Genomic DNA, 25,188 nt, shown 5'->3' on the forward strand with positions numbered 1-25,188 from the left:
GCTTTTATTTTGCTGCCCTTCAGGGGGCCGGGGGGCTCAAAAACGATATATTCCTTTTCAATCCCTCGAATTTGGTGCGTTTTACAGCCGAATTCTTGAATACTTTCTGGAATACATCCTGCGTAATATCTTCCCAATCATCCTGCTTCATGCCAAGTAATTCGGGGTGCGGGGTAAAAGCCGGTTCGGTGTGGATTACCGAGAAACGGTTCCAGGGGCAAACATCCTGGCAAATGTCGCAGCCGAACATCCAGTTATCCATTTTGCCTTTAAACTCCGCAGGTATCTCGTCTTTCAGCTCGATGGTGAGGTAGGAGATACAACGGCTGCCATCAACCACGTAGGGGCCAACAATGGCATCGGTGGGGCAGGCATCTATGCATCGGGTGCAGGTGCCGCAATGGTCGGCAGTGGGTTCTACGTCGTATTCCAGGTCGATATCTACAATCAGTTCTGCCAGGAAAAAGAAAGAACCAGCCTGCTTATTCAACAAATTGGCGTTTTTGCCTATCCAGCCTAATCCTGCTTTTTTGGCCCAGGCTTTATCCAAAACAGGTGCCGAATCTACAAAAGCACGGCCGCCAACTTCGCCAATTTCGCGGTTGATAAAGGCTAACAATTGCTTTAGCTTATCTTTTATAACAAAATGATAATCAGCTCCATAAGCGTACTTAGATATTTTAGGAGATGACGCGTCAGTTTGCTGTTCGTCGGTGTAATAATTCAAAGCTACCGAGATTACCGATTTTGCGCCGTCTACCAGCAGGCGCGGGTCCAGCCGTTTATCGAAATGGTTTTCCATGTAGCGCATCTCGCCATGCATGCCTTTGTTTAGCCATGCTTCCAGGCGTGGGGCCTCCTCTTCTAAAAACTCCGCTTTGGCAATACCGCAAAACATGAAGCCCAGATTTTTAGCCTCGGTTTTAATCATTTGCGAATAACGGTTTTGCAGCATTGGTGCAAAGATACGGAGGAAAGTCGAAAAGTCGGGAAGTCAGTGAAGTCCGAAAGTCGGAAAGACCAGAAAGTAGAAATATCCTAATTTCCGGAGGCTTTAGAACAATCGTCTTTCGGTCTTTCCGACTTACCGTCTTTCGGACTCTCCCAAATCTTGGTACGGTTTTTTCTATCTATAGGTTAATAACATCAACCTTAAATTATGAATGATATGGAAACGACAATAGAAAAATTCGACCGCGCCAACAATCAGGGCAAGAACCATGATATAAAAGGCAATGTTGCTAACGTGGATAACGAAACGTTAAAGCAAGACGGCGCAGACGCCGACAAAGCTAAAGAAATACTTACTGTTACGCCGGATAACGATAACGAAGAACTGGAAAACCCGCAGCCCCAGAATTCATCTAACAAAGGGCAGGGGCCGGCTGGCGAAAACCTGTAAAAACAACAAAGCCTCTTCTATTATGGAAGAGGCTTTGTTGTTTAGTTGCCGTTATGGTAGGCCATCTTGTTTACATAGGTGGCCTCGCTGCTTATTTGGTTATTATCGTCGATGCGGAAGATACTGGCCTTGCGCACATCATAGCGCACGTTGCCGTTGTCTTTATCCTTTAAGCCGATTACATCATATTCAACCACTACCGTAGAATCCGTGTTTATGGTTCTATCAACCAAGTATTTAGCATCAGGTGATACATAAAACTCCAGGTGGAATATTTCGTCGGCACCGGCAGGGCCGTTTGCGGTGCCTTTCCAATCGCTACTGGTGATATTGGCTTTAGGCCCATACTGGCTTACCAGGCTTTTCAGGTCGTGGTCATTCAGGTACCTGAAGTGTTCTTGTATCAGCATTGCCGATTGTGCTTTCTTGTCTACGACGGGTTTTTCGGGTTGCTGGTTGCATGCAGCCAAAACGGCAGCAGCGCACACTGCGAGCAAAGCGTAACGGGATATGATATGCATGGCTAAAGATAAAAAAGCTTTTAACTAAAGCCGCTATTAAAAGCTATTCTTTATAGCGTTGCCCAACGTTTTGGTGCTCCAGTAGCCGCTATCCAATATGCGTCTTACGGTCAATAAAGGGTACTCCGGGTCGCGTTTATCAGCCAGCTGGAAAGCCATCTTAAAGCCTCTTTGCTGTATCTCGGGCAGCACAGGCTTTTTCCATATACCGAATGGGTAAGCAAAGTAGATGATTTTTTTGCCGGTTATTTCTTCCAGTTTCTTGGTAGGCTTGTCTATCTGAGTAACCCAATCGTCAACCGGGCGGTTGGTTATTTTGCCGTTTTTGCCTTTTATCTGGAATACGCCGTTATGGCTGTATTTATCCACGCGGTGGTGATCCCAGGTGTGGCTTGCAATTACGTTACCGGCATCTGATAATTGTTTAACCATATCGGCTGTCATATAATGCGGGCGGCCTATAGATACCGTCATCACAAAATAAACAGCTTTGAAGCCATACTTTTTCAACTCAGGCGCGGCGATTGTAAACTGATCAAGGTCAGTATCATCGAACGTAAGCATGATAGGCTTTTTGGGCAATGCTGCGCCGGTAGTAAGATAGTTGTACAACTGATCGGGCAGAATGGTGTGATAACCGCTATCAGCCAGCATCTTGATATGCTCCTTAAAGGCCGCAATTTGTACGATGTAATCTTTCGCGCCTTTGCTGTCGGTAGCTTTCCAATCGCGTATTTGGTGGTAGCATAGGATTGGCACCTGTTTGCGTGCCAAAACGGCGGCATTATCTACCGGGCCCGTTGCTAATTTAACAGAAGCGGGCGCCGAAGTAGCTTGCGCTGTACCCACGGTATCAGCGTTTTTATCGGTTGTTGATGGTTTAGACTGGCAGGAAACCATGCCTAAAATACAGAGCGGCAGCAGGACAGAAAGTTGTTTGAACATAGCGCAGATGGTTGTTTATTTTTACAGGCCGCTAAAATAATACAATTCTAAAGGATATATTATTAACTGTTAATAAATATGACAGAATTTAAAGCACGATTCGCTTGCCCTCGGCAATGGAGCGTTTGGCGGCATCTAATATCTGCATCACAATCATGTTATACTTTAGCGAGGAGCGGTCGTTAATGCCCAGTAGCCTGTTTTTAAGGACTAATTGCAGGTAGGTTACAGGGTTATCCAGTGGTGGCTCCAGCGTGTTGGTGATAGCTGCGTTGCTGGTATTATCGTTTATGCGGGTGAGCGTATTGCTCCGGTCGAACGCGTGCATATAGCCCTTATCTCCAAAAACTTCAAGATCTTTGATAGAGAAAGGCCAGTTCCACGATGCTTCTATGAGGCCGGTAGCCGTAGGGTATTCTATCACGATGTTTACGTCGTCTTCCACTTTAGGGTAAACACTCAGCTTAAAATGGCGGGCCACAGCGGTTACGGCAACGGGGCGTTGCCCATCCATCAGCCAGGTCATCAGGTCGGCGCCATAGCAGCCAAAATCAATCAAGGCGCCACCGCCGTTCAGGTCGGGGTCGGTAAGCCAGCTCAGGAATTCTTTGCTGCATCCAATTTCCTTTGGCCCCTGGTGGCCATCGTGCACCACCATTTTGCGTATCTGGCCAATGCTGTCCTTCGATGCCATGTTATACACATGCTGGTAAGAAGGATACCAGGTTGTTTCATAATTGGTGAGCAGTTTAATGTAGTATTTCAACGCCAAAAACTCCATCCGTTTGGCCTGTGCAAGGGTAGCGGCCAAGGGTTTCTCCACCATTACGCTGATACCCAGCGGCGCACATATCTCCACGATATCGATATGCTTAGCCACCGGGTTGTAACCCAAAACGGCTTCGGGCTTGGTGGCCAGCACCATTTTCTTTAGGTCGTCGTAAAAGATAGAATCGGGCAGATGGTATTTTTCCTGGTATTTAGCGCGCAATTGCTTATCGGTTTCGGCTATGCCTACGATAATTACCTTGCCCTGCTGGTACTCGCTCAAGATGCCGTTAACATGGTCGTGCGCCATACCGGCTATGGCCAGCCTGGTGGTGCTTAGCAATACCGGGGCAGCCTGCGGCGTAATTGCCGCAGGTGCCACAGGTTTTACTTTTACGGTATCCTGCCCAAATGAAATTGATTTAAATGCACCCGCAAGGATGGCCAGGCAAAATAAAAATCTTATTAATTTCATAGTATGGATGTAAGCTGTTTTTTACTTTTCGGTTGATAACGAATAAGGCGCCGAGGCTGTTTTGGTACCCCTTACTTTATTTGGCGTTGCCGACATGTTGAAGTTAAGCACAGCGCCTTTCAGCAAATCGGTATGGTTAAGCCAGTTGAAATCGTAGGGTTTGCCGTTTACGCTTAGCGATTGTACATAGGTATTGGCGGCGCTGTTGTTAGGGGCGTTTATTACCACTGTTTTGCCATTATCCAGCGTAAGCGTAAGTTTTTTGAACAATGGCGTGCCTATTACGTACTGGCCGCTGCCCGGGCAAACCGGGTAAAAGCCCATTGCCGAGAATACATACCAGGCCGATGTTTGGCCATTATCCTCATCGCCGCAGTAACCATCGGGCGTGGCTTTGTAAAGTTTGTTCATCACATCACGTACGTGTACCTGGGTTTTCCAGGGTTGGCCGGCGTAGTTGTAAAGGTAGGTCATGTGCTGTATGGGTTGGTTGCCGTGGGCGTACTGGCCCATGCCGGCAATTTGCATCTCGCGTATCTCGTGGATCACTTCGCCGTAGTAGCTATCATCGAAAACCGGCGGGAGCGACCATACAGAATCGAGCTTGGCCAAGAATTTCTGTTTGCCGCCCATCAGATCGATAAGGCCCTGTATATCGTGGAATACGCTCCAGGTGTAGTGCCAGCTGTTACCCTCGGTAAAGGCATCGCCCCATTTGAACGGACTGAACGGGCTCTGGAATTTACCATCCCTGTTTTTGCCGCGCATGAAACCTGTTGATGGGTCGAACAAGTTTTTATAGTTCATGCTGCGTTTTTTGTACAGGTCGATTTCCGAAGCAGGGCGGTTGAGGGCCTTACCCAGTTTGTATATGGTGAAATCGTCATAAGCATATTCCAGGGTACGCGCTGCGTTCTCGTTTATCTTAACATCATAAGGTACATAACCCAGGGTGTTGTAGTAATCTACGCCATCGCGGCCGGTAGCTGCGGGGCCATCGTTGTTTGCGCCATGTATAAGGGCCTGGTACAGCGTGTTGATATCGTAACCACGGAGGCCTTTAAGGTAAGCATCGGCCACTACCGATGCCGAGTTGTTGCCAACCATTACATCAGAATAGCCGGGGCTGCTCCACTCGGGCAGCCAGCCGCCTTCTTTATAATCATTAACCAAACCTGCCTGCATCTCTTTATTGATAGCCGGGTAAACCAAATTCAGGAAAGGGTACAGCGCGCGGAAAGTATCCCAAAAGCCCGTGCCTGCAAATTTATAGCCGGGTTTAACGGTGCCATCCTGTGCGCTCCAGTGTATTGGTTGGTTTTTGGCATCCAGTTCATACATTTTGTTGGGGAAGAAGAGCATGCGGTACAGGCATGAGTAAAAGGTACGTGTTTGGTCTACCGTGCCGCCTTCTACCGCTAAACGGCTAAGGGTTTTGTTCCAGGTGGCTTTTGCTTTGGCGCAGGTTGCATCAAAGCTTTCTTTGCCAATTTCGCGTTGCAGGCTTATTTCGGCCTGTTCTAAGCTGATGAATGATGACGCTACGCGCAGGTGCACTTTTTCGCCTTTAGCGGTTTTAAAACCTATAACGGCGCTTACATGCTTGGCGCTAAGTTCGGTACCTTCGGTAAACGTGCTGTCGCTAAACAACTTCGCCATGCCGATTGGCTTATCCACATAAATAACAAAGTAATTTTTGAAGTTTTTGAGCGGCCCACGGGCGTATTTGGTAGAGTAGCCGGTAATTTTGCCGGCACCCCGGTCAACCTTAATATATGAGCCTTTATCGAAAGCATCTATCACAATGTACGAGCTATCGCTTTTTGGATAAGTGAACCTGAATTGCGCACCGCGCTCGGTGGCGGTCATCTCGGCGGTTACGTCATGGTCGGCCAGGTAAACACTGTAGTAATAAGGTTTAGCAACCTCGGTTTTATGCGAGAACCAGCTTTGGCGGCCATTTTGCGTAACCTGCAATTTGCCGGTGATGGGCATAATGGCAAACTGACCGTAATCGTTCATCCAGGGCGATGGTTGGTGCGTTTGCTTAAAGCCGTTTATTTTATATGCATCGTAGGTGTATTGCCAGCCGTCGCCCATTTTGCCGGTTTGCGGGGTCCAGAAATTCATACCCCACGGCACGGCCACGGCAGGGTAAGTGTTACCATTGCTCAGGTCGTATTTAGATTGCGTGCCCATCAGCGGGTTAATCCATTCAACCGGGTCGGTTATTTTGCCTGCCTGCTGAGCAAATGCGCCCAAAGTGCATAGCGACAGCAATAAAAGGAACGAGCTTTTTTTCATATGATGTAATGGTGGATATATCAGCCGGTAAATATAAAATACTGCGGCATATTGCAGGCCTTTTATATCAATTTTGATACGCAATGGTGAAATTGAGACGATGCTGCGACAATTATGCCCAAAGCCACTACCGGATTTTACGATTTCCTACCCCGGAAAGCGCTTAATGATTATCTGCTTTTCGCCAAATTCAATACCTTTAGGCATGAAAAAACTTGCCCTGCTTTTCATCATCCTGTTTCCGCTTATAGCCGCTGCGCAAAACCCCGATTCGGCCTGGTTTGTGAATAATTACGTCAAAAAGGAAGTGGCCATCCCCATGCGCGATGGCGTAAAGCTTTTTACGTCTATATATATCCCTAAGGATGAAACCGAAAAGCACCCGATATTGCTTACCCGCACGCCGTATTCGGTAGCGCCATACGGTACGGCTTACCGCAGCTATTGGCGCAGTTATATGATGCGCTACTGCCGCGAGGGCTATATCATCGTAAACCAGGATGTGCGCGGCAAATACATGAGCGAGGGCAAATTCGAAGTGGTGCGCCCCTTTAACCCCAATAAAAAAACAAAGCAAGATGTAGATGAGGCCAGCGATAGCTACGATACCATCGACTGGCTGGTGAAGAACATCGCTAACAATAACGGCAAGGTAGGTGCCATAGGCATATCGTTCCCTGGTTTTTATGCTACCATGGTGGCTTTGAGCGGCCACCCGGCTTTAAAAGTTGTTAGTCCGCAGGCACCGGTTACGGATCGTTTCTTCGGCGACGACGACCACCACAACGGCGTAATGATGCTGATGGATGCCTTCGATTTCCAGGTGGTGTATGGCTTTACCGCGCCTAGCCGCAAGCCATCGGTAAACGGCGCGCTGGGCAACTTAAAGTTCGGCAGTCAGGATAACTACGACCATTACCTGAAAATGGGGGCGATGCCCAACTTTACCAAACTAAGCGGAGATACCATGGAATTCTGGAGCGATATGATGGCGCACCCCAACCTGGATGCCTGGTGGAAAGCCCGCGATGCACGCGCCGGAATCAAAAACGTAAAGCCGGCAATGCTGGTTACGGGTGGCCTTTTTGATGCGGAAGATGCTTATGGGGCATGGCATACGTACCAGGCTTTGGTGAAACAGAGCCCGGCTACTAATAGCAGGCTTGTCATCGGCCCCTGGTATCATGGGCAATGGGCCAGCAAGGACGGAACGCGACTGGGCAATGTGCAATTCGGCAGCAATACGGCTACCTATTACCAGGACCTTGAGGTGCCATATTTTAATTACTATTTGAAAGGGAAGGGTGCCGATACGCTGAGTAAAGCCACTATCTTTTTCTCGGGCGAGAATAAATGGCGCAGCTTTAATCAATGGCCGCTTACGGATATTAAATACACGCCCATCTACCTGGAACAAAACGGTGCCTTATCTTTCAACCAGATACAAACATTTGCGCCTTCGTTCGATACCTACGTAAGCGACCCGGCCAAGCCTGTGCCATATACCGAGAAAGTACATGCATACCGTACCCGCGAATATATGGACGACGACCAGCGCTTCGCGTCGCGACGCACTGATGTCCTTACCTATGATGGTGGGGTACTTACCGAAGACCTTACCCTGGCAGGCCCTGTAGTTGCCGATCTATTGGTTGAGCTAAGCAACACCGATGCGGATTTTGTAGTGAAGATAATAGATGTGCTGCCCGATAACACCCCTGCCGACTCCGTTACCAAATACCCTATGGGTGGCTACCAGATGCTGGTGCGCGCCGAGATTATGCGCGGCAAGTTTCGCAATAGTTTCGAGCGGCCCGAGCCATTCGTGCCCGGCCAAACCACTCAGGTGAAATTCACCCTACCCGATGTGGCCCATACTTTTAAGAAGGGGCACAAGCTGATGATCCAGATACAAAGCACCTGGTTCCCGCTTACCGACAGGAACCCGCAGCAATATGTACCCAATATCAATATAGCCACAGATGCCGATTTTGTGAAAGAAACCATTAAGGTGTACCACAATCAATCAAAAATTATACTGCCGGTAATCCAATAAGCTTACCGCCGCTGTGTTCATGTTCACGCGCCGCAGCGTGAACACCGTGAACATAACCAAGTATCTTATAATCAGATAGTTGAAAAAAACAGGAATGGTGTCAAAATCGTGTCACCACCCTTGTGGTTGCCATTAGCTATTTTTGCGCTAAAAAACGGCTGTTTGGCGCGCTTTTTTATGTTTACAATACAATGATTTAACATTCGCTTAACAATAATCCGCTTTTCGCTACATTCGCCTTTTCACAAAAAAGAGGTGTAAGTAAGCGATATTAAATGGGCAATAAATTGAGGTTGGCGGAGTATAAGGTACTGTTGTACCGCCTGGGGTTGGGCTACTTGTTCTACTTTATTGCCCGGGTGCTGTTCTTTGCCTATAACACCAACCTCATCGCTATAGACGATATCGCCACGCTGCTAAAACTGTGCTATTACGGCATCGCGTTCGATACGGCCGCGCTGCTGTACATCAACATTTTGTTCATATTGGCCAGTGTGCTGCCCTTTACCATCAACACGCGGCCCGGTTATCAAAAAGGGCTTGCCATTCTATACTTCACAACCAATTTACTGGCTTACGCCACCAACTTCATTGATATTATCTACTATCGTTTTAGCCAGGTGCGTTCCACAAGAGCCACCTTGGATATCGTATCACAGGAGAGCAACAAGGAAGCGCTCACCGCACACTTTGCCTTCGCATATTGGTATATCCTGGTGCTCTTCATTATAGCCGCTTTTTTGTGGATATGGCTTTATAAACGGGTAAAGGTGAAACCCGCCACAGCGAAACCCGGCTGGGCGTATTTTGCTTCTTCAATAGTAGTTTTGCTGGTAACCGTAGCCTTAATTATCGGCGGCATAAGAGGCGATTTTAAACATAGCACCCGGCCAATTAATATGGTGGATGCCTACAAGCACGTTACTATACCCAACCAGGGCGATGTGGTGCTCAATACGCCGTTTGCTATCATCCGCACCTTCAGCAGCAATAATTTTAAGCTACAGCATTTTACCGATGAAGGGTACATTAGTGCCAACATCAAACCCATCAAACAATATAATGGCCACCCGGCCAGCAGGCCCAATGTGGTCATCATCATTTTAGAGAGTATGGCCCGCGAATATTGGGGCAGCATGAACCGCAATGCCAACATCCCGGGCTTTAAGTCGTACACGCCTTTCCTTGATTCGCTGAGCGATAGCAGCCTGATATTTATCAACGCCTATGCCAACGGGCGGCAATCTATCCATGGCATGTCGTCGGTGTTGGCGGGGATACCCTCGTTCCAAACTGCGTTTACGTCGTCGCCTTACGCCAAGCAAAAGATAGCTTCCATCGTATCGGTGTGCGATAGTCTGGGTTACCAAACTTCCTTTTTCCATGGCGCGGCAAACGGCTCTATGGGTTTCCAGGGCTTCGGTAGCATCCTCGGGTTCAAAAACTATTATGGCCGCACCGAGTACAATAACGATAAGGATTTCGACGGCATATGGGGGATATGGGATGAGCAGTTCTTCCATTTTATGGCCAACACCCTCGGCACGCAGAAGCAGCCTTTTATGGCCACGCTTTTCACGCTCTCCTCGCACGACCCTTACCAGCTGCCCGATAAGTACAAAAAACGCTTCACCGGCGGCCCGCTGCCCATACACAAAACGGTACAGTACTCAGATAACGCGCTGCGGCAATTCTTCAACTACGCCAAAACCCAGCCTTGGTACGCCAATACCATTTTCGTGATAACGGCCGACCATACCAGCCAAACCCATTACCCCGAATACAGCAAGGAGCTCAACCGCTTTGCCGTGCCCATCTTGTTCTACAGCGCCAACCCGGCGTATGGCTTAAAAGGCATCCGCACGGATCTGGCCTCGCAAATGGATATATACCCATCTCTTGCCGACTTGATTGGCTATGACAAGCCCTTCCGGTCATGGGGGAGGAGCCTCATCAGCAATCTGCCTGCCGAAACCCCGCGGGTAATCAACTCTACAGGCAACATCTACCAGTTTATGCAGGGCAACTACACCTACCTGTTCGATGGCAAAAACATCACCGGCATATTCGCCGCCGACGATAAAGGCCTGGTGAACAACCTGATGGACGGAAAACCCAATCCCGAAACGGTGAAGGGCGTGTTGGATTGCAAAGCCTTTATACAGGATTATGCCGATAGGGTAGTGAACGGGAAGCTGAACGAGGCGAAGTAAGGAATAATCCTGGATACCACTTGCACCGATGGCGCAAATGCCCATAAGCATACTTATTTTTTGAAACATAAACTCCTTTGTCCGGTTTCTTACAGATATTAGCATAATGGAAAACCAAAAAGCAGCACCAAAAGTATTAGGGGCCAACGAGGGCCAAACCCTTTCGGTAATGGGCGGTAACTACCGCATACTCGTATCTGGTAAAGAAACGGGCGGGGCGTTCGCTACGATAGAAATGCTGGTGCCGCCCGGTGGCGGCCCCGGTCCGCATGCGCACGCGGATTTTGAGGAGTCGTTCTACATCGTTGAGGGGGAGGTGCTGGTAAAATCGGAGGCATCCACTTTTACGGCTGGCAAAGGCGCGTTCATCAATATCCCCAAAGGGGGCATCGTACATGGCTTCAAAAACAAAAGCGATAAAATGGCCCATTTGCTTTGCACCGTTGTACCGGCGGGCCTCGAGGAAATGTTCCTGGAGATAGGGCAGCCCGTAAAGGCCGGCGAATTTTTGCCCCCGCCTGTAATGAGCGATCCGGAAGTAGCCAAAAAAATGGTCGCCATAGCCGAAAAATACGGCCAAAAGGTGTATCCGCCTGATTTTTTGGGGTAAGGCCGAGCATCGCTTATACAAGCCTAACCTTAAGTAAACACACAGCTAATACGCCGCACCTATCTTGGCCGGAAAAACAAATGAAGGCTATAAAAGGTGTATTGCTGTTATCATTATTAAGCGCGGGCATTGCCTGCGCACAGGACCTTAAACTGCCAGCACGAGAGCCGGAGGTATTAAACGCCAAATTTACCTTCGATTACTGGGGCAAGCTGGAACTTTCGGGCATTGTGAAAAGTAAATCAGACCCTAACGTTTTCTGGATGGAGAACGACTCTGGCGACCAGCCGCGGGTTTTCGCTATCGATAGCCTGGGCAAATTCTACCGATCGGCCCGTTACCGTAATTACGAAGGCATCACCATTTCCGGCGCTACCAATGTGGATTGGGAGGACATCACCATGGATAACAAAGGCAACCTGGTTATTGCCGACGTGGGCAACAACTATAACGACCGTAAAGATTTGGTACTTTACGTAGTACCAGAGCCATCGCCAATTGCCAGCAACACCACCTTTCTGAAGAAACTTTTCTTTAAATATCCCGACCAAAAAAGCTTTACCGCCAAAACAGATTTCAACTACGATTGCGAGGCCGTTTTTTCCGCCGATGGCAAATTCCATATGCTGTCTAAAGACCGCATGGCTACTTTTACCCGCCTTTATCGAATGGACGTAGAGAAAACCGACGAAGTAAACACGCTTACGCTACTGGATAAATTCAACATTGGCGGCAAGGTTACCGCTGCCGATTGCACCGAAGATGGCAACCGCCTAGTGGTAATTACGTACCGCTCTATCTGGATATTCGAGCGAACCGGCCCCGGCTCAAGCTGGTTCAACGGCAATATTTACTGGCTGCCGGTAAAGGCCCCGCAAATAGAATCTGTTTGCTTTAAGGATGATAAAACCCTGTGGCTGCTTGACGAAGAAACCGCCGCGTTGTACGAAGTACCGGTTAACAAATTGATGAAAGTTCGTTAGTTTTTTACCGCAAAGATCGCAAAGTAAAAAACGCAAAGAGCGCAAAGATTTTTTAGCGATCGCCTTAAATAGGCTAAACCAAATCAAATCTCTGCGCTCTTTGCGTTCAAAACGCCGCAAATCCTCTGTGTTCTTTGCGGTTAAAAAAGACTCAACTCTTCATCACCTCCGCAAATATCTCGTAAGAGCGCAGCCTGGCCTGGTGGTCGAAGATATGCGAGGTAACCATCACCTCGTCAACTTGTGTTTCGGCTATAAAGGTCTGCAGTTTACTTTTAACCGTTTCGGGCCCGCCAAAGATGGCGTACGTAAGCATTTGCTCTACGGCTTCCTGCTCAAAGTAGTTCCACACGCCTTCCATGGTATCTATGGGCGGGGGCAGCAGATCGCGTTTGCCGGTTACCACGCCTTTGATGAATTGCTGTACCGAGGTAGCCAGCCGGTCAGCTTCGGCATCGGTATTGGCAGCTACTACGTTGATGCAGCTGATTACGTAGGGCTTATCTAAATATTCCGAAGGCTTAAAATTTTGGCGATATAGCGCTATGGCCTCCAGGAAATAGGTAGGGGCAAAATGGCTGGCAAATGCATAGGGGAGGCCTTTCGCTGCGGCAAGTCGGGCACTATCAAGGCTGGAACCTAATATCCAAATGGGTATATCAAGCCCTTCGCCCGGCACGGCGCGTACTTTGCTGTGCTGGTTATCGGCAGAGAAATATTGCTGTAGTCGTTCCACGTCCCGCGGGAAGTTGAACGCCGCGTTCATATTTTCGCCACGAATGGCCATAGCGGTTACCTGGTCGGTGCCCGGCGCGCGGCCCAGGCCCAGGTCTATACGGCCGGGGTATAAAGAGGCCAGGGTACCGAATTGCTCTGCCACAACCAGCGGCGCATGGTTGGGCAGCATTACCCCGCCAGATCCTACGCGGATGGTTTTGGTGCCGCCGGCTATATAGCCAATGAGTATCGTCGGGGCCGAACTGCCCACGTTGATCATGTTATGATGCTCGGCAAACCAATAGCGGGTGTAACCCAATTGCTCCGCATGGCGTGCCAGCTCGAGGCTATTGGGGAAGGTGTTTGCGGGCGTTTGTCCCTGTACTACGGTGGCCAGATCAAGCACCGAATAGGATATGTTGTTAAGAATAGATGTCATAATGTGAAACAATAAGGCCAAAACTAAGGTATAAGGGTTGTTGTGTTTGTCAACAAATCATAAATGACTTTGTGCATACATTTTGAATGGCCCCGAATATGAAAATATAAGTGTTTGTTTTACACTGTGACTACATTTCTTTATGTATCTTTGCTGATTGATTTGGAGCAACGAAATACAAACACTTCTTAACTTGAGTTTATACGCTAAACTTTACCAAAATTTTGCTCTTTTCGTGCATAAGCAATACTTATCTCCGGATCGTACCAATTTTTATCACGCTTTTTATTTTTAGTACCCCCGCCGGTTTACAGACCGGCCTAAACGGAACATTTTTTTTATATGAGACAGCTTAAGATATCACAATCGATTACCAACCGCGAATCACAATCACTGGATAAATACCTTACCGAAATAGGCAAGGTAGACCTTATTTCGGCACAGGAAGAGGTTATACTGGCGCAGAAGATACGCGAGGGCGATCAGGCGGCCCTTGAGCGATTGACAAAAACCAACCTGCGCTTTGTGGTTTCGGTTGCCAAGCAATACCAAAATCAGGGCCTTACATTGGGCGACCTTATTAACGAGGGTAACCTGGGCCTGATAAAAGCTGCAAAGCGTTTCGACGAAACCAAGGGCTTCAAGTTTATCTCTTACGCCGTTTGGTGGATCCGCCAGTCGATACTATCGGCCGTTGCCGAGCAAAGCCGTATTGTGCGCTTGCCGCTTAACCAGATTGGCTCACTGAGCAAAATCAACCGCTCTGCATCAAAACTGGAGCAGGAACTAGAGCGCCAGCCAACGCCGGAAGAACTGGCCGACGACCTGGAGACTACTACTGAGAAGATATCCGACTCGTTATCTAACTCTGCCCGCCAGGTATCTATGGATGCACCGTTCATCACCGGCGAAGAAAATACTTTGCTGGATGTATTGCAAAGCGGCGACGCTGCGACAGACAGCGAACTGATGGCCGATTCGTTGAGCCAGGAGATAAAACGCTCGCTGAACATTTTGGCCGAGCGCGACAGGCAGGTTATCGTATTATTCTTCGGTTTGAACAATAACGCGCCGCACTCCCTGGAAGAAATAGGCGAGAAGTACAACCTCACCCGCGAACGCGTTCGCCAGATAAAAGATAAAGCCCTGATGCGCTTAAGGCAAAATTCAAAGGCTAACCTTTTGCAATCGTACTTGTAAGCATTAATTGCCTGATATTTGAACGCCCCGGTTTTAAACAAGCCGGGGCGTTTTGTTTTTAAAAAACTATATAACGTCATCTTGAACTTATTTCAAGACCCCATCATAAAAGTGGCCGCCATGCTCCATGGCTTTGCACGGTGGTTACCTGCCGCGTGGGGTCCCGAAATAAATTCGGGATGACGTTTTTGAGGTTTTAAAAATATAAAAGCATTCACCCCACCTTTATTATTTTATTTTAATAAGCTTAACCTTTTGTTTTTAACATACTTATTCGTAATTTCATAAACCCAATTATAAACCTGTATTTTTTATGAAAAGCGTAAAACACATCCTCGCCCGCAAGGGGAGTGCGGTTATTGCCGTGCCTGCCGATACCACTGTATTGAATGTGCTTAAACTAATGGCCGAAAGAAATATCGGCTCGGTAGTGGTTACTGATAACGGCCAATATATAGGCCTGGTTACCGAACGCGATTACGCCCGTAAAATAATACTGATGGGCAAGCATTCCGACGAAACTACCGCCGGCGATATCATCAGCACTAATTTGCCGCGCATCACCCCAAAATCGTCTGTAGAGAGCTGCATGATTATCATGAGCGAGAACAACATTCGTTACCTGCCCGTTTTCGATGAGGCGGAGGAACTTTGTGGCATCATCTCCATCAACGATGTGGTGTACGAAACCATCCACTCGCAAAAGGAAACCATAGAGCAGCTGCACAGCTACATACAGTCTACCTAAAAAGCGGCCTTAACCCGCCATTAGCTGCTGCTGGGGTAAATTGATGATGAATTCTGTGCCTTTATTAAGCACGCTGGTAATGGCTATGGTACCGCCAAGGCTTTCTACCTGTGTTTTAACCATAAACAGGCCAATGCCCTTTCCCTCTACGCTGGTATCGAACCTTTTGTAAAGGCCGAATATCTCTTCGCTGTATTTGGAGGTATCTATGCCGCGGCCATTATCGCGGTAGATGATGGTGATTTTGTCGTTGGTTGTTTTGGCCGAAATCGCAATCTCCGGCTCCAGCACCGGATTGCGGTATTTGATACTGTTTAAGATGAGGTTGTAAAGGATGCTGTGGATAAAGCTCTTGAGCGATACAATTTCTGTGGTTTCGAAATCGGCGCGGATAGAAACCTGCTCTTTTTCGATCAGGTGCCCGATGCTCAGTTTGATATCTTCCACCAGGCCAGGAAGCTTGATGCGTTCGATATGTTCGTTGGGCGTTTGGCTCATCTGCAGAACGCGGTTAAGATCCAGGATGATATCGTCGAGCTTATCTGCCGATCTGCTGATACTATCTACTATTTCGGCTATCTCGCTATTTTCAGTGGCGGAACCCGATAACAGCGACGATAGCCCGATGATATTGGCTACGGGCGCGCGCAGGTTGTGCGATATGATGTACGTAAACTGTTCCAGGGTTTTATTGCGCTGCAGCAGGTCGGCCGTAATTTTTTCACGTTCAATCTCCAGCCTTTTCTTGTCGGTAACGTCTTTTACGGTGTAGATGTAGCCAAAATCTTCGTATTGCTGGTCTTTGATTCCCGCCCAGGTAATATCGAGCCATTTTGCCTGGCCCTTAATGAGGCGACTCTCCTGGTGGTGCAGCACGCCGCCGTTGCGGGTGTTCTCTAATATCTCCAGCACAAACGCATGGTTTTCTGTGGGGATGCAATCCAACACCGCGCTACCTTCGGCAATTTCAAAGCCCGTGGTCACCTTAGCTAGTTGCTGCGCCAGCGTATTGAAAGATACGATGTTGCCCTGCCCATCAATCAGCATACACGCAGCATCTGTATTGTTAAAGATAGTGCGCAGGCTCGCTTCAGATTTGCGTATGGCGGCCTCATCCAGTTTTTGTTTGGTAATATCGCGCGAAAAGCAGGATAGGCCTATCACTTGCCCACTCTCCCTGATGGGATTGATAGAATAGCTGAGGTACACCTTCTCGGGCCCAAAGGTGTATTCGTTAACAAATTGCTGTGTTTCTCCATCCAGCGCGCGCTGGTATATGCTTTCCCATTTCCGGCCCACCTCTGCATCGAAACCGGTAATCATGTCCAGCGTACTGACTCCGGTAACGATATCGAAGCCGTAAACATGCTTGATCGTGTTTTTGAAGAGTTGGTTGTAAGTAATTACCTTCAGATTGCGATCCAACGAGTACACCAGGTCGCTGGTGTTCTCTATAACAGCCGATAGGTTGGCCTCTGAATGCTTCAATGCGTTCTCGTGCGCCTTGCGGCCGGTTATATCGGTGAGCATGGCCAGCGACCCCGTGTAATTGCCACCCGCATCAAAAAGGCCGTTAGTGGCTACGATGCATTGTACGTGCGCGCCGCTTTTGGTAACGAAGGTGCTTTCGTGCGTTTCTGCTATGCCCAGCCTGCGTTGCTTGGCCCGGGCAATAGTATCGTTGGGGTTGTGATCGTGCCTGAAATCGGAGTTGCGCTTGCCAATAATCTCTTCGGCGGAGTAGCCAAGCATATCACAGGTTTTTTTGTTCACGAAAACAGTAACCAGGTCCTGATCTAATATCCAGATGCCTTCCTGCGCGGTTTCTACTATCTGGCGGTAGCTTTGCTCGGTAAGCTGTGTTTTTTTTGGGATGGCCGCTTCATTGGTTGCAGATAGTACGGCAGCAGGTAGCTTGTGTATGTCCTGTTTTGGGATATAATCGCATGCGCCCTGTTTTACCAGGTTTACTATCTGCTGTGCATCGGTGTCTGCATCAGCCAATACCATAAAGGGGATAGCCGGATTATATTGCTTTAGCGCCGTTAACGCATCCGCAGCGCTCAATGCCGGTAACGCATCGCTGGCAATAACCAGGTTGGGGGCGAAGCCGGATAATGCCTCCAGGTAGCCGGGGGCGTTATCAACCACCCTTAGCTTAGCATCAATACCTGCCGCTTTCAGCGTATCGGCCACCAATATGGCGGTGCCGGCGTTATGCTCCAGGTAAAGTATTTTGATGATTGCGCTCACTGATGGTATCCTTGATGAAATTGTAGGCGGTACGGCAAAGGTTATTTACAATACTAAGTAAAAAACAACATAACGGAAACATTTTTGCTTTGGTTGCACCAATATGGGCATTTTACCGAATGATTGTCGTAACTGCCTGAAAAAGAGTTTAAAATATTTGCATTTGTAATGATAATTAATCGTAACTTCAATTACCAATTACAAACATCTTAAAAAAGGAGGCATCATATGAATATGGTCCAAAAAGTTGAACATTGGGGTGATCTTCATCATCCGAAATGGCTGGACATCGTACGCATTTTACTGGGGCTGATTATCTTTAGCAAAGGAGTGGTATTCATCAGCAGCACGGGTGTGCAGCAGGATTGGATATTCCAGAACAAAACCTTCGATGGATCCGGCCTGATGGCGGTGGTGCTTATCCATATCGTAGCTTTTGCGCATGTGATAGGCGGCCTGCTCATCCTTACCGGTCTGCTTACGCGGATGGTAGCCGTAATGCAGATGCCCATACTATTAGGCGCTATATTTTTCGTGAATATTACCAAAGGGCTATCTTTCCTCAATACGGAATTATGGCTTTCAATAGTGGTTTTTTTGCTGCTGGTATTGTTTTGGGTGGTAGGATCGGGCAAATTCTCGGCAGATGCCTGGATTGCCGAAACCAACGACCATCAGCACAGGCACAGGCATTAAGATTAGTTTTCATGTTTGCGAAACCCGGGTGCCGTACTGGCATCCGGGTTTTATTTTTTAATTTGCGTGTCCATAGCCCAGCCTTTAAGCCATGAAACGATACACGCCCCTGTTACTTTTATTAATTCTTTCTGTTGCGTGCAGGCAACCTTCCGTGCCCGTAAAAACTAAAAGCCAGGTAATTGCTACCGCCCCGGCTATGCCCAAAGCCGCCGTTACTGTTAAAACGCGCCAGCCGCAAAATGCCTCTAAATGGTTCGATTCTCTCTCCGTAGTGTATAACAAAATCACCAAAAACGAATTGGTACGTAATGCCGTAGCCGATAAGACGCTTAATGAAGAATGGCTCTTCGACCAGGAGATAAAGACCGATACCGCCAGCTATTACCGTTACCAGGTAGGGCACGATTTAACCGACGCCGATGGCAGCAGGTTTATTACTGATGCCTGGATTTACGTTGATACCGTAAAAAGGCGGTTTTATGAACAGGATGCGGATGAGAAGCTGCTGGAGTGGAAACCGTAAGCGGATTGGACTTGGTTTTAATAATAAAATAACCAATCAGGTATCATTTAGTCATTACATTCATTAGTCTTTTTTAATAGATTTAAAACAGAAAAATGAATAAGAAAACCGTAGTTGATTAAAACTAAGTGGAATGATTGCCTAAAAAACGATAGAACAATAATAGACCCGATGAAAAAAAACATAAAATGGTTAGTCCTGATTCTGGCTTTAACTTCTTACACTATTGCACACGCCCAAATGCCGCAACAAGGCAATGTAAATATCACTTATGCCGATACCATATGGTGCGCAAAATTCCTGGGGCCCTTTAAAGGGCTAAGCATGGGGATGGTTGCCCGATTCAATTCAACGGATTCTACTTTTTTGTTATCAGATCAAAATAATAAAACCTCGGATATACAGATGGGCTATTTGTCGAACGGCCTTAGTATTTTGACTAAAAACAAAAACAGTTCAAAATTTCTAGCAGTTAGCGCATCATACGATTTGTACAAATACTTTAGCATGAAAACCGGCTATGTTTTTACATACATAGTTGCTTTTGAGAAGGGGAAAATGAATATTTATAGATCCCATGCATTTGATCAGGTGCACTCTCAGAAGTATATAGGTTTAGATTTGGATACACTTACTGAGAAACGACTCATACTCAGTGGTGATTTAATGAATTAAGTTTAGGGTTAACCCCTGCATTTTACCTAAACTGCCTAGATAAAGGGATGCAGGGGCGTTCCTCCTGTTCAATATGTAAATAAGCTATTGAATATTATTTGACTTTTGGATGTTTTGCAGGTTTTTGGTAGATTAAGGGCAAATTTGAAAGTATAACTAAACCCTTATCATCATGAAAAAACAATTACTTGCCGGCATCATCGCGCTAAGCACAATTGCGCTGGTCTACACGTCCTGCAAAAAAACCTCGACGGATCCATCTACCAAAACGCTGGATGCTAAAACAGTAACCCAGGAGGTTGCAATTAACCTTGCGCAAACCTTTTACGGTGGCCTGGGCGGGTTCGATTTTAGCGACGGCCTGCATCCACAGATAAACGCAGTGAGACCGGGCTTCAAAAAAATAGTGATCAACACGGTAAACCCCGAGTGCGGCCTCAAACTGGATACCACGCTTAGCTACAGTGTCAGCATAGATACTGCGCAGCTGAGCATAGCGGGCCGTTTTAAATTTGCTACCATCTGTATCAACAATAATGTAAGCGGGCTTACTTTTTATGATACCCTGCTGGTATCAATGATAACACCATCCCTTACGGCCAAATACCGGATTGGGCAGGACCTGGCTATCACCAGCCTCAGCCCAAGCAACCCCGATTCGGAGATATCTTTCGGTGGTACTATGAATATGCAAACCAACCTGGAGTTCAAAACCGGCGCTAAACCTAAAGCGAGCACGGCTTTTTACTATAAGCTTACGTCGCTCATCATCGACCCAACCGACGGCGGCCAGATAAAAGGCGGCAGCGCGGTATTCAAAACCACCGGCAGCACCCCCAAGGGCAAATGGGATTACACAGGCACTATCCTGTTCATGGGCAATAATAGAGTAAAAATTACCATCAACGGCGCAACTTACACGGTTGATATCCAAACCGGGCAAATCGTTTAAACCGCAGCTTTATAATATAACAGAGCCTTTCCTGCAAACAGGAAGGTTTTTTTGCTTTTGGCAATAGTCTACTGCTGGCTTATGCTTTTTTGCCAAAAATAATAAAGGCGTATTGTAAAAATAATTGCAATACCTATATTTATCATACCTGGTCGCACATTGTGTGCGGCCAAAAACCTTTATCACAATGGAACAAACAGAAACAACCCAACAAGCAATCAACCAAATGTATGAGTATGCCGCAAACCTGTTTATAGGCGGCAAAAATGCCTACGAAGTAAAAGAAGCATTAATGGAGCGCGGGCTTAACGAGGATTCGGCCACGGCTATCGCCGACGGCCTTGAACAGGAAATTGCCAAAGCCAAAAAAGACAAAGCCCAAAAAGACATGCTGTACGGCGCGCTATGGTGCGTGGGCGGCATCGCGCTTACCATGGCCAATGTTGGCTTTATATTTTGGGGCGCGATAGTTTTCGGTGCCATCCAGTTTTTTAGGGGTCTGGCGAGTTTGTAGGGGGGATTATTAATTAGGATTGGCGCCGACTTAGCCTTGCTTTGCATACTCGTAATACGCGGCGGGAGGCGTAACATAAGCCGGGTAAATCAGTCGCAAAGTAGCCAATATGAATTGAACGTATCGATTAAGTAAAAAAATACAGACGTTGCAATCATTATTATAAAATCGTAGTATCTTTGTAGTATGGGTAGATCAACTGAAACATTCAGTAAAAAAGAACGAGAGAAAAAAAAATCGATCAAGTTAAAAGACAAAAAAGAAAAGGCCGAAGAGCGCAAAGCGAACGGATCTAAGGGCAAATCGTTGGACGATATGATGGCCTACATCGATGAGGATGGCAATATCACCTCAACGCCGCCGGATCCTAACAAACGCCGCAAGATAGTTGCTGAGGATATACAAATCAGCATTCCTAAGCAAGCCGAACTAACCGAAGCGGATAAAATACGTACCGGATCGGTAACCATGTTTAATAGCTCAAAAGGTTTTGGCTTCATCAGGGACCACGTAACGCAGGAAAGTATTTTTGTGCACGTAAACGGCCTGACCGAAGAAGTAAAAGAAAACGACAAAGTAACTTTCGAAACCGAACAGGGACAAAAGGGGCTTAACGCGGTAAACGTAAAGAAAGCACCTAAATAAGGGAGTTGTTTTTGTTTCTGGCCAGGGTTGATGAATCAATTTATCCAGTGCCATTAATTTTACAACATTATTGTAGCGCCGGGTTTTTTAAGCCCGGCTTTTGCATTTTCACTCAGTAGTGGCCGCTCTGAAAATCAGGGTGATTAGCTGTTAATTGCCCCTCTATCTGCACGGCGCAGGCACCCGTCTATCGCGTTCAGCTATTAATACTTGCTTAAACTACCCTCTCCCTGCACTGCCCATGCTTCATTATCGCCACTGTCTTTTTCGTTGACCACCTGCCGCGACCACACCAGGCTTAAATTGCTGCCGGAGACATAAGAAAGCATAAAAGTTTGGGTTTCCGTCCAAACGCCGCCGGAGCTCATCCACGAAAATTCAAAGTTATTCTTGTGCGCAAATTTGCGTGTAATAGCGGGGCTTGTGGCCCGCCATTCCGATGCATCGGCATTCCAGAAATATTGCGTCACCTCATCGTCGCTGATTTTGATCCTTATCTTGAGCGTAGAGCCGCTTTTGGTAGTAACGCTGCCGCGCCAGTCGCCGTCGAACTTGCTTTGTGCATAAACGCCATAGGAGATGAACAGGAAAATAACGAGTGCGTAGAGTTTCTTCATTGTTTTAAGGGTTGAGGGTTAACGGTCAAGCTAATTTAACTAAATATCAAAAAAATACGATTAGTGCCGGGAATATTTTTTTTGGAAATAAGCACGGAGACGCCCTGCCGAAGGGAGCCCATTAATGCCTAAAAAAAACAGAACGTCCATAATCCCAGGCAGTGCGGGTATGCAATTATATTGCCTATGGGCCATAAGGGAGGAGAATTCGGCATAGGGAGGGATATTATTTGAGAAAATATAATATATTTAAATCTATAAATAGCCTTATCCGATGTCGAACCAACAATCACAAATTTATCTTAGCGCAAAAAAAATATGGAGTACAGTGGTCAAGGAAGACCCGACACATCAGTACGAACTGAAGTTAGAACTCGAGCTTCATAAACGATTACTAAACCTCTTTCAGCCAGGGCATTACTACTATTATGTATTTAATATTTTTCAAGCTGAGTTTGATATGGTTAGCCCGGGTATTACCAAGGTATTGGGCTATATGCCCGAAGAAATGAGCATCCCTTTTTTTCTGGAAATATTGCACCCCGACGATAAGCCTTACTTTTTGCAGTTTGAACAGCGCATTACAGAATTTTTTATCGACCTGCCGTTTGATAAGATACAAAATTACAAGATGCAGTACGATTTTAGGATGCGTACCCGCGACGGGCGGTATATAAGGCTATTGCACCAGGCAGTGCAGGTAGATTATGATGAAACCAACTACTACCGCACGCTGAGCGTGGATACCGATATTACGCACCTAAAACCAGAGGGCGCGCCAAACTTTTCTATTATAGGGCTGGATGGAGAACCATCCTACTATAACATCGCCGAAGCTAATGCGCTCACAAAGTCGTTCGATTTATTTACGCGTAGGGAACGTGCCGTTTTAAAGATGATTGTAGAGAACAAAAGCAGCAAGGAAATAGCCGATGAGTTATTTGTAAGCAGGCATACCGTAAACGCCCACCGGAAGAATATACTGCGGAAAGCCAATGCAAAAACAGCGGTAGAACTGGTGAGCAAAGCTATACACGAAGGCTGGTTATAAGGCGCATAAAAATAGCTATCTGTAGCTATTTTTTTTGTGCCGTAAGCACCTGAAGTTTGCAGGAGCCCCATCACAATTAAAATCTCCTTGCAATGAAAAAAATTTACTTTTTATTTATTATCCTATTAGTTACAACCTATTCTTTCGGGCAAAAATGGGGAGACGGCAAAACAAACTGGAGCGGCTCAAGCCAGGCAGAATGCTTTACCAATTTATATTTTTCCTACAAGTCTCAGGGATACGTACCGTCGGTAAGTGCTTATGCTTATAATTGGCGGATAGAAAACAGATCCTCTAAAAGAGTATCGTTTACCATAGAGCCATGGGTTATTGCTGCTAACGGCTACAAAGAAAAAATGCTCGACGGGCTTTTTGTTCTCGACCCGGGAGAAACTTACACACACACTACGGGGTACAACAAAGTATTGCCTCAAGGCAGTTCAGCGGAGTTTTATATTCGTGCTTACAGCGAGGGAAAAAACGGCCCGTCTTATGAGTGTAGAGGCGGCCAGAAAGTTTGTGTAAATTGCGATGATAACGCTTCTACGCAGAGTAATTCACAAACCAATAGTTCAAATTCTGGCGTAAACGGTAGTTCGCTACCCGGCGGTAACAGCATTGACGCACAGATAAGCGCACAATTCCAAAAGAAGGATGATTTGTGCGCACAACTATCAGAAACTACCACCAGATCTTCTATCTGCACCAAAACCCCGGCAGATTATATGACCGGCCTAACCGGTACCGATAGCCAGATAAACAACCGGAAATACACCATTCTGGCTGATATAAAAGCAGATATTTATCAACTGGAATCACTGGTTCGCGAGGCTTCTGCTCAACAAACAGCAGCCAATGCCAAACAACGGGAAGATCAGGACAAACAGAAAAGATTTGATAACTTCATTACTCAGGGCGATAACTCTTTAAGTAGCAAAAACTACGATGCTGCACTGAGTTATTATTCGCAGGCACAGAATATAGCCCCAAACGAAGGGCAAAAAAGCATAGCCAAACAAAAATATGATCAGGCAGCCGAAGCCAAACGCACCGCTGCAAGGGCAACCCGCGTAGCAGATGTACAGCGAAAAGATAACACCGAAGATGCAACCTATGCAGCGGCTGCGGGTTCGGCAGTAGCAGCCATGTCGATGCTAAATGATGGGTACACGCACAAGGGTTTTTCTACCAAGTTTCAGGTGGGTGTGGGTTATGACCAAACGCCTATGATAACCAACCAAAACAATGGCAATGCAGCTTTGGGCTCTTATGCCGATAAGGGATCTTATCCAACTGTTGAGATTGGCTTAAAATTTGAAATTTTAAACAATGCACCGGTTAACTTTAATTTGAGGGGGATATTTACGGCAGGGCTACACGCATTCGAACCCGGTGTTACCGGGGTGCATACCGTAACCGGCGGAGAGGGCGGCCTACAATTCTGGTACAAAACAGATACCAAATTCAAGCTGTTTGCAGATTTTGGCTGGTATGAAAGGATAGGCGAAAGAAAGCGGGACCAGGATGCAGTAAATAGCGGCACATCGGCCACCGATGACGTTAGGGAAGGCAAATACAGATATACCGTAATGCGCCTGGGCTTTGGGCCGATGCTGCATTTTAGAAGAAACGGCAAAGAAACCTGGATAAAACCGGGGGTGTATTTTGATAAGCTCTCTTTCGCCAAAGCAGATAAGCCTACAAAGGTATTTTCGCTAACAACCAATATAGCAAGCGCACTTATTATTGAGGCAACATACAGCCAAAACTACCCGGTAGCCGGCACTATCAATTATCCAACAACGTTCAACGCGGCTAAACAAAATTATTTCTCAATCAGATTGATCAGGCAAGGGAATCTTTTTTAAGTAATAGATA

23 protein-coding genes are annotated in these 25,188 nt (G+C 46.9%); 15 read left to right on the forward strand and 8 right to left on the reverse strand.

From position 1 onward, the window contains the following. Positions 1-19: 19 nt before the first annotated feature. Positions 20-955 (reverse strand): tRNA epoxyqueuosine(34) reductase QueG, encoded by a 936-nt coding sequence (gene queG, locus AC1DXC_RS20985; protein ID WP_477461143.1) that lies wholly within the window; start codon positions 953-955, stop codon positions 20-22. A gap of 213 nt (positions 956-1,168) precedes the next feature. Between queG and AC1DXC_RS20990 the strand changes: the two genes are divergently transcribed. Continuing rightward, positions 1,169-1,402, forward strand: coding sequence for a hypothetical protein (locus tag AC1DXC_RS20990; RefSeq protein ID WP_477461144.1), 234 nt, complete (start codon positions 1,169-1,171; stop codon positions 1,400-1,402). Positions 1,403-1,443: 41 nt separating this feature from the next. Here AC1DXC_RS20990 and AC1DXC_RS20995 read toward each other — a convergent pair whose 3' ends face one another. The 4 genes from AC1DXC_RS20995 to AC1DXC_RS21010 form a co-directional block, all read right to left on the reverse strand. Then, the gene (locus tag AC1DXC_RS20995) at positions 1,444-1,923 is read right to left on the reverse strand and encodes a nuclear transport factor 2 family protein (protein ID WP_477461145.1); all 480 of its coding nucleotides are present in this window, start codon (positions 1,921-1,923) and stop codon (positions 1,444-1,446) included. Between the two features lie 36 nt (positions 1,924-1,959). Next, complete coding sequence (locus tag AC1DXC_RS21000; RefSeq protein WP_477461146.1) at positions 1,960-2,868, reverse strand: polysaccharide deacetylase family protein; 909 nt, start codon at positions 2,866-2,868, stop codon at positions 1,960-1,962. Positions 2,869-2,956: 88 nt separating this feature from the next. Next, the gene (locus tag AC1DXC_RS21005) at positions 2,957-4,111 is read right to left on the reverse strand and encodes a Gfo/Idh/MocA family protein (protein ID WP_477461147.1); all 1,155 of its coding nucleotides are present in this window, start codon (positions 4,109-4,111) and stop codon (positions 2,957-2,959) included. Positions 4,112-4,132: 21 nt separating this feature from the next. Further along, positions 4,133-6,415: a GH92 family glycosyl hydrolase gene (locus AC1DXC_RS21010; RefSeq protein ID WP_477461148.1), complete on the reverse strand. Its 2,283-nt coding sequence runs from the start codon at positions 6,413-6,415 to the stop codon at positions 4,133-4,135. Positions 6,416-6,620: 205 nt separating this feature from the next. On the opposite strand from AC1DXC_RS21010, the gene AC1DXC_RS21015 reads away from it, so the two are divergent. The 4 genes from AC1DXC_RS21015 to AC1DXC_RS21030 all read left to right on the forward strand — a co-directional run bounded on the left by AC1DXC_RS21015 (position 6,621) and on the right by AC1DXC_RS21030 (position 12,277). Next, on the forward strand, positions 6,621-8,471 hold the full coding sequence (locus AC1DXC_RS21015) for a CocE/NonD family hydrolase (RefSeq protein WP_477461149.1): 1,851 nt from the start codon (positions 6,621-6,623) through the stop codon (positions 8,469-8,471). A gap of 275 nt (positions 8,472-8,746) precedes the next feature. Next, the gene (locus tag AC1DXC_RS21020; RefSeq protein ID WP_477461150.1) at positions 8,747-10,684 is read left to right on the forward strand and encodes an LTA synthase family protein; all 1,938 of its coding nucleotides are present in this window, start codon (positions 8,747-8,749) and stop codon (positions 10,682-10,684) included. Positions 10,685-10,790: 106 nt separating this feature from the next. Next, on the forward strand, positions 10,791-11,294 hold the full coding sequence (locus AC1DXC_RS21025) for a cupin domain-containing protein (RefSeq protein WP_477461151.1): 504 nt from the start codon (positions 10,791-10,793) through the stop codon (positions 11,292-11,294). 80 nt (positions 11,295-11,374) lie between these two features. Next, positions 11,375-12,277 carry a hypothetical protein gene (locus AC1DXC_RS21030; protein ID WP_477461152.1) on the forward strand — a complete coding sequence of 301 codons (903 nt, stop codon included), beginning with the start codon at positions 11,375-11,377 and terminating at the stop codon, positions 12,275-12,277. A gap of 151 nt (positions 12,278-12,428) precedes the next feature. Here AC1DXC_RS21030 and AC1DXC_RS21035 read toward each other — a convergent pair whose 3' ends face one another. Next, positions 12,429-13,433, reverse strand: a complete 1,005-nt coding sequence (locus AC1DXC_RS21035; protein ID WP_477461153.1) for an LLM class flavin-dependent oxidoreductase — start codon at positions 13,431-13,433, stop codon at positions 12,429-12,431. A gap of 342 nt (positions 13,434-13,775) precedes the next feature. On the opposite strand from AC1DXC_RS21035, the gene AC1DXC_RS21040 reads away from it, so the two are divergent. Together AC1DXC_RS21040 and AC1DXC_RS21045 are read left to right on the forward strand one after the other, a co-directional pair. Next, entirely contained in the window at positions 13,776-14,633 is an 858-nt protein-coding gene (locus tag AC1DXC_RS21040; RefSeq protein WP_133227321.1) for a sigma-70 family RNA polymerase sigma factor, read from the forward strand. Between the two features lie 313 nt (positions 14,634-14,946). Continuing rightward, positions 14,947-15,381, forward strand: coding sequence for a CBS domain-containing protein (locus AC1DXC_RS21045; protein ID WP_477461154.1), 435 nt, complete (start codon positions 14,947-14,949; stop codon positions 15,379-15,381). Positions 15,382-15,390: 9 nt separating this feature from the next. Here the strand turns inward: AC1DXC_RS21045 and AC1DXC_RS21050 are convergent, their stop codons facing one another. Further along, entirely contained in the window at positions 15,391-17,634 is a 2,244-nt protein-coding gene (locus tag AC1DXC_RS21050) for a PAS domain-containing sensor histidine kinase (protein WP_477461155.1), read from the reverse strand. Positions 17,635-17,862: 228 nt separating this feature from the next. Here AC1DXC_RS21050 and AC1DXC_RS21055 point away from each other — a divergent pair, with 228 nt between their 5' ends. From AC1DXC_RS21055 to AC1DXC_RS21080, 6 genes are all read left to right on the forward strand, one after another. Then, entirely contained in the window at positions 17,863-18,330 is a 468-nt protein-coding gene (locus AC1DXC_RS21055; protein ID WP_477461156.1) for a DoxX family membrane protein, read from the forward strand. A gap of 91 nt (positions 18,331-18,421) precedes the next feature. Beyond that, positions 18,422-18,856 (forward strand): hypothetical protein, encoded by a 435-nt coding sequence (locus AC1DXC_RS21060; RefSeq protein ID WP_477461157.1) that lies wholly within the window; start codon positions 18,422-18,424, stop codon positions 18,854-18,856. A gap of 171 nt (positions 18,857-19,027) precedes the next feature. Then, positions 19,028-19,531, forward strand: a complete 504-nt coding sequence (locus AC1DXC_RS21065) for a hypothetical protein (RefSeq protein WP_477461158.1) — start codon at positions 19,028-19,030, stop codon at positions 19,529-19,531. A gap of 172 nt (positions 19,532-19,703) precedes the next feature. Further along, a complete protein-coding gene (locus tag AC1DXC_RS21070) occupies positions 19,704-20,483 on the forward strand; it encodes a hypothetical protein (protein WP_477461159.1) in 780 nt (259 codons plus the stop codon). A 187-nt stretch (positions 20,484-20,670) separates the two neighbouring features. Then, on the forward strand, positions 20,671-20,997 hold the full coding sequence (locus AC1DXC_RS21075) for a hypothetical protein (RefSeq protein WP_477461160.1): 327 nt from the start codon (positions 20,671-20,673) through the stop codon (positions 20,995-20,997). A 186-nt stretch (positions 20,998-21,183) separates the two neighbouring features. Further along, a complete protein-coding gene (locus AC1DXC_RS21080; protein WP_477461161.1) occupies positions 21,184-21,642 on the forward strand; it encodes a cold-shock protein in 459 nt (152 codons plus the stop codon). A gap of 203 nt (positions 21,643-21,845) precedes the next feature. Here AC1DXC_RS21080 and AC1DXC_RS21085 read toward each other — a convergent pair whose 3' ends face one another. Continuing rightward, positions 21,846-22,259: a hypothetical protein gene (locus AC1DXC_RS21085; protein WP_477461162.1), complete on the reverse strand. Its 414-nt coding sequence runs from the start codon at positions 22,257-22,259 to the stop codon at positions 21,846-21,848. A 274-nt stretch (positions 22,260-22,533) separates the two neighbouring features. On the opposite strand from AC1DXC_RS21085, the gene AC1DXC_RS21090 reads away from it, so the two are divergent. Together AC1DXC_RS21090 and AC1DXC_RS21095 are read left to right on the forward strand one after the other, a co-directional pair. Further along, positions 22,534-23,310, forward strand: a complete 777-nt coding sequence (locus tag AC1DXC_RS21090; protein ID WP_477461163.1) for a LuxR C-terminal-related transcriptional regulator — start codon at positions 22,534-22,536, stop codon at positions 23,308-23,310. A gap of 92 nt (positions 23,311-23,402) precedes the next feature. Then, positions 23,403-25,178: a hypothetical protein gene (locus tag AC1DXC_RS21095; RefSeq protein ID WP_477461164.1), complete on the forward strand. Its 1,776-nt coding sequence runs from the start codon at positions 23,403-23,405 to the stop codon at positions 25,176-25,178. Positions 25,179-25,188: the final 10 nt, after the last annotated feature.

The sequence above is a fragment of the Mucilaginibacter sp. P2_D11 genome (assembly GCF_056404435.1).

What these genes read in the sequence shown, in the direction of transcription:
- AC1DXC_RS21025 (WP_477461151.1), top strand. Translation starts at nt 10,791, where the DNA reads ATGGAAAACCAAAAAGCAGCACCAAAAGTATTAGGGGCCAACGAGGGC.
- AC1DXC_RS21000 (WP_477461146.1), bottom strand. Translation starts at nt 2,868, where the DNA reads ATGTTCAAACAACTTTCTGTCCTGCTGCCGCTCTGTATTTTAGGCATG.
- AC1DXC_RS21070 (WP_477461159.1), top strand. Translation starts at nt 19,704, where the DNA reads ATGAAAAAACAATTACTTGCCGGCATCATCGCGCTAAGCACAATTGCG.
- AC1DXC_RS21010 (WP_477461148.1), bottom strand. Translation starts at nt 6,415, where the DNA reads ATGAAAAAAAGCTCGTTCCTTTTATTGCTGTCGCTATGCACTTTGGGC.
- queG (WP_477461143.1), bottom strand. Translation starts at nt 955, where the DNA reads ATGCTGCAAAACCGTTATTCGCAAATGATTAAAACCGAGGCTAAAAAT.
- AC1DXC_RS21005 (WP_477461147.1), bottom strand. Translation starts at nt 4,111, where the DNA reads ATGAAATTAATAAGATTTTTATTTTGCCTGGCCATCCTTGCGGGTGCA.
- AC1DXC_RS20990 (WP_477461144.1), top strand. Translation starts at nt 1,169, where the DNA reads ATGGAAACGACAATAGAAAAATTCGACCGCGCCAACAATCAGGGCAAG.
- AC1DXC_RS21040 (WP_133227321.1), top strand. Translation starts at nt 13,776, where the DNA reads ATGAGACAGCTTAAGATATCACAATCGATTACCAACCGCGAATCACAA.
- AC1DXC_RS21015 (WP_477461149.1), top strand. Translation starts at nt 6,621, where the DNA reads ATGAAAAAACTTGCCCTGCTTTTCATCATCCTGTTTCCGCTTATAGCC.
- AC1DXC_RS21075 (WP_477461160.1), top strand. Translation starts at nt 20,671, where the DNA reads ATGGAACAAACAGAAACAACCCAACAAGCAATCAACCAAATGTATGAG.
- AC1DXC_RS21045 (WP_477461154.1), top strand. Translation starts at nt 14,947, where the DNA reads ATGAAAAGCGTAAAACACATCCTCGCCCGCAAGGGGAGTGCGGTTATT.
- AC1DXC_RS21085 (WP_477461162.1), bottom strand. Translation starts at nt 22,259, where the DNA reads ATGAAGAAACTCTACGCACTCGTTATTTTCCTGTTCATCTCCTATGGC.
- AC1DXC_RS21065 (WP_477461158.1), top strand. Translation starts at nt 19,028, where the DNA reads ATGAAAAAAAACATAAAATGGTTAGTCCTGATTCTGGCTTTAACTTCT.
- AC1DXC_RS21035 (WP_477461153.1), bottom strand. Translation starts at nt 13,433, where the DNA reads ATGACATCTATTCTTAACAACATATCCTATTCGGTGCTTGATCTGGCC.
- AC1DXC_RS21030 (WP_477461152.1), top strand. Translation starts at nt 11,375, where the DNA reads ATGAAGGCTATAAAAGGTGTATTGCTGTTATCATTATTAAGCGCGGGC.
- AC1DXC_RS21055 (WP_477461156.1), top strand. Translation starts at nt 17,863, where the DNA reads ATGAATATGGTCCAAAAAGTTGAACATTGGGGTGATCTTCATCATCCG.
- AC1DXC_RS21060 (WP_477461157.1), top strand. Translation starts at nt 18,422, where the DNA reads ATGAAACGATACACGCCCCTGTTACTTTTATTAATTCTTTCTGTTGCG.
- AC1DXC_RS20995 (WP_477461145.1), bottom strand. Translation starts at nt 1,923, where the DNA reads ATGCATATCATATCCCGTTACGCTTTGCTCGCAGTGTGCGCTGCTGCC.
- AC1DXC_RS21020 (WP_477461150.1), top strand. Translation starts at nt 8,747, where the DNA reads ATGGGCAATAAATTGAGGTTGGCGGAGTATAAGGTACTGTTGTACCGC.
- AC1DXC_RS21090 (WP_477461163.1), top strand. Translation starts at nt 22,534, where the DNA reads ATGTCGAACCAACAATCACAAATTTATCTTAGCGCAAAAAAAATATGG.
- AC1DXC_RS21095 (WP_477461164.1), top strand. Translation starts at nt 23,403, where the DNA reads ATGAAAAAAATTTACTTTTTATTTATTATCCTATTAGTTACAACCTAT.
- AC1DXC_RS21080 (WP_477461161.1), top strand. Translation starts at nt 21,184, where the DNA reads ATGGGTAGATCAACTGAAACATTCAGTAAAAAAGAACGAGAGAAAAAA.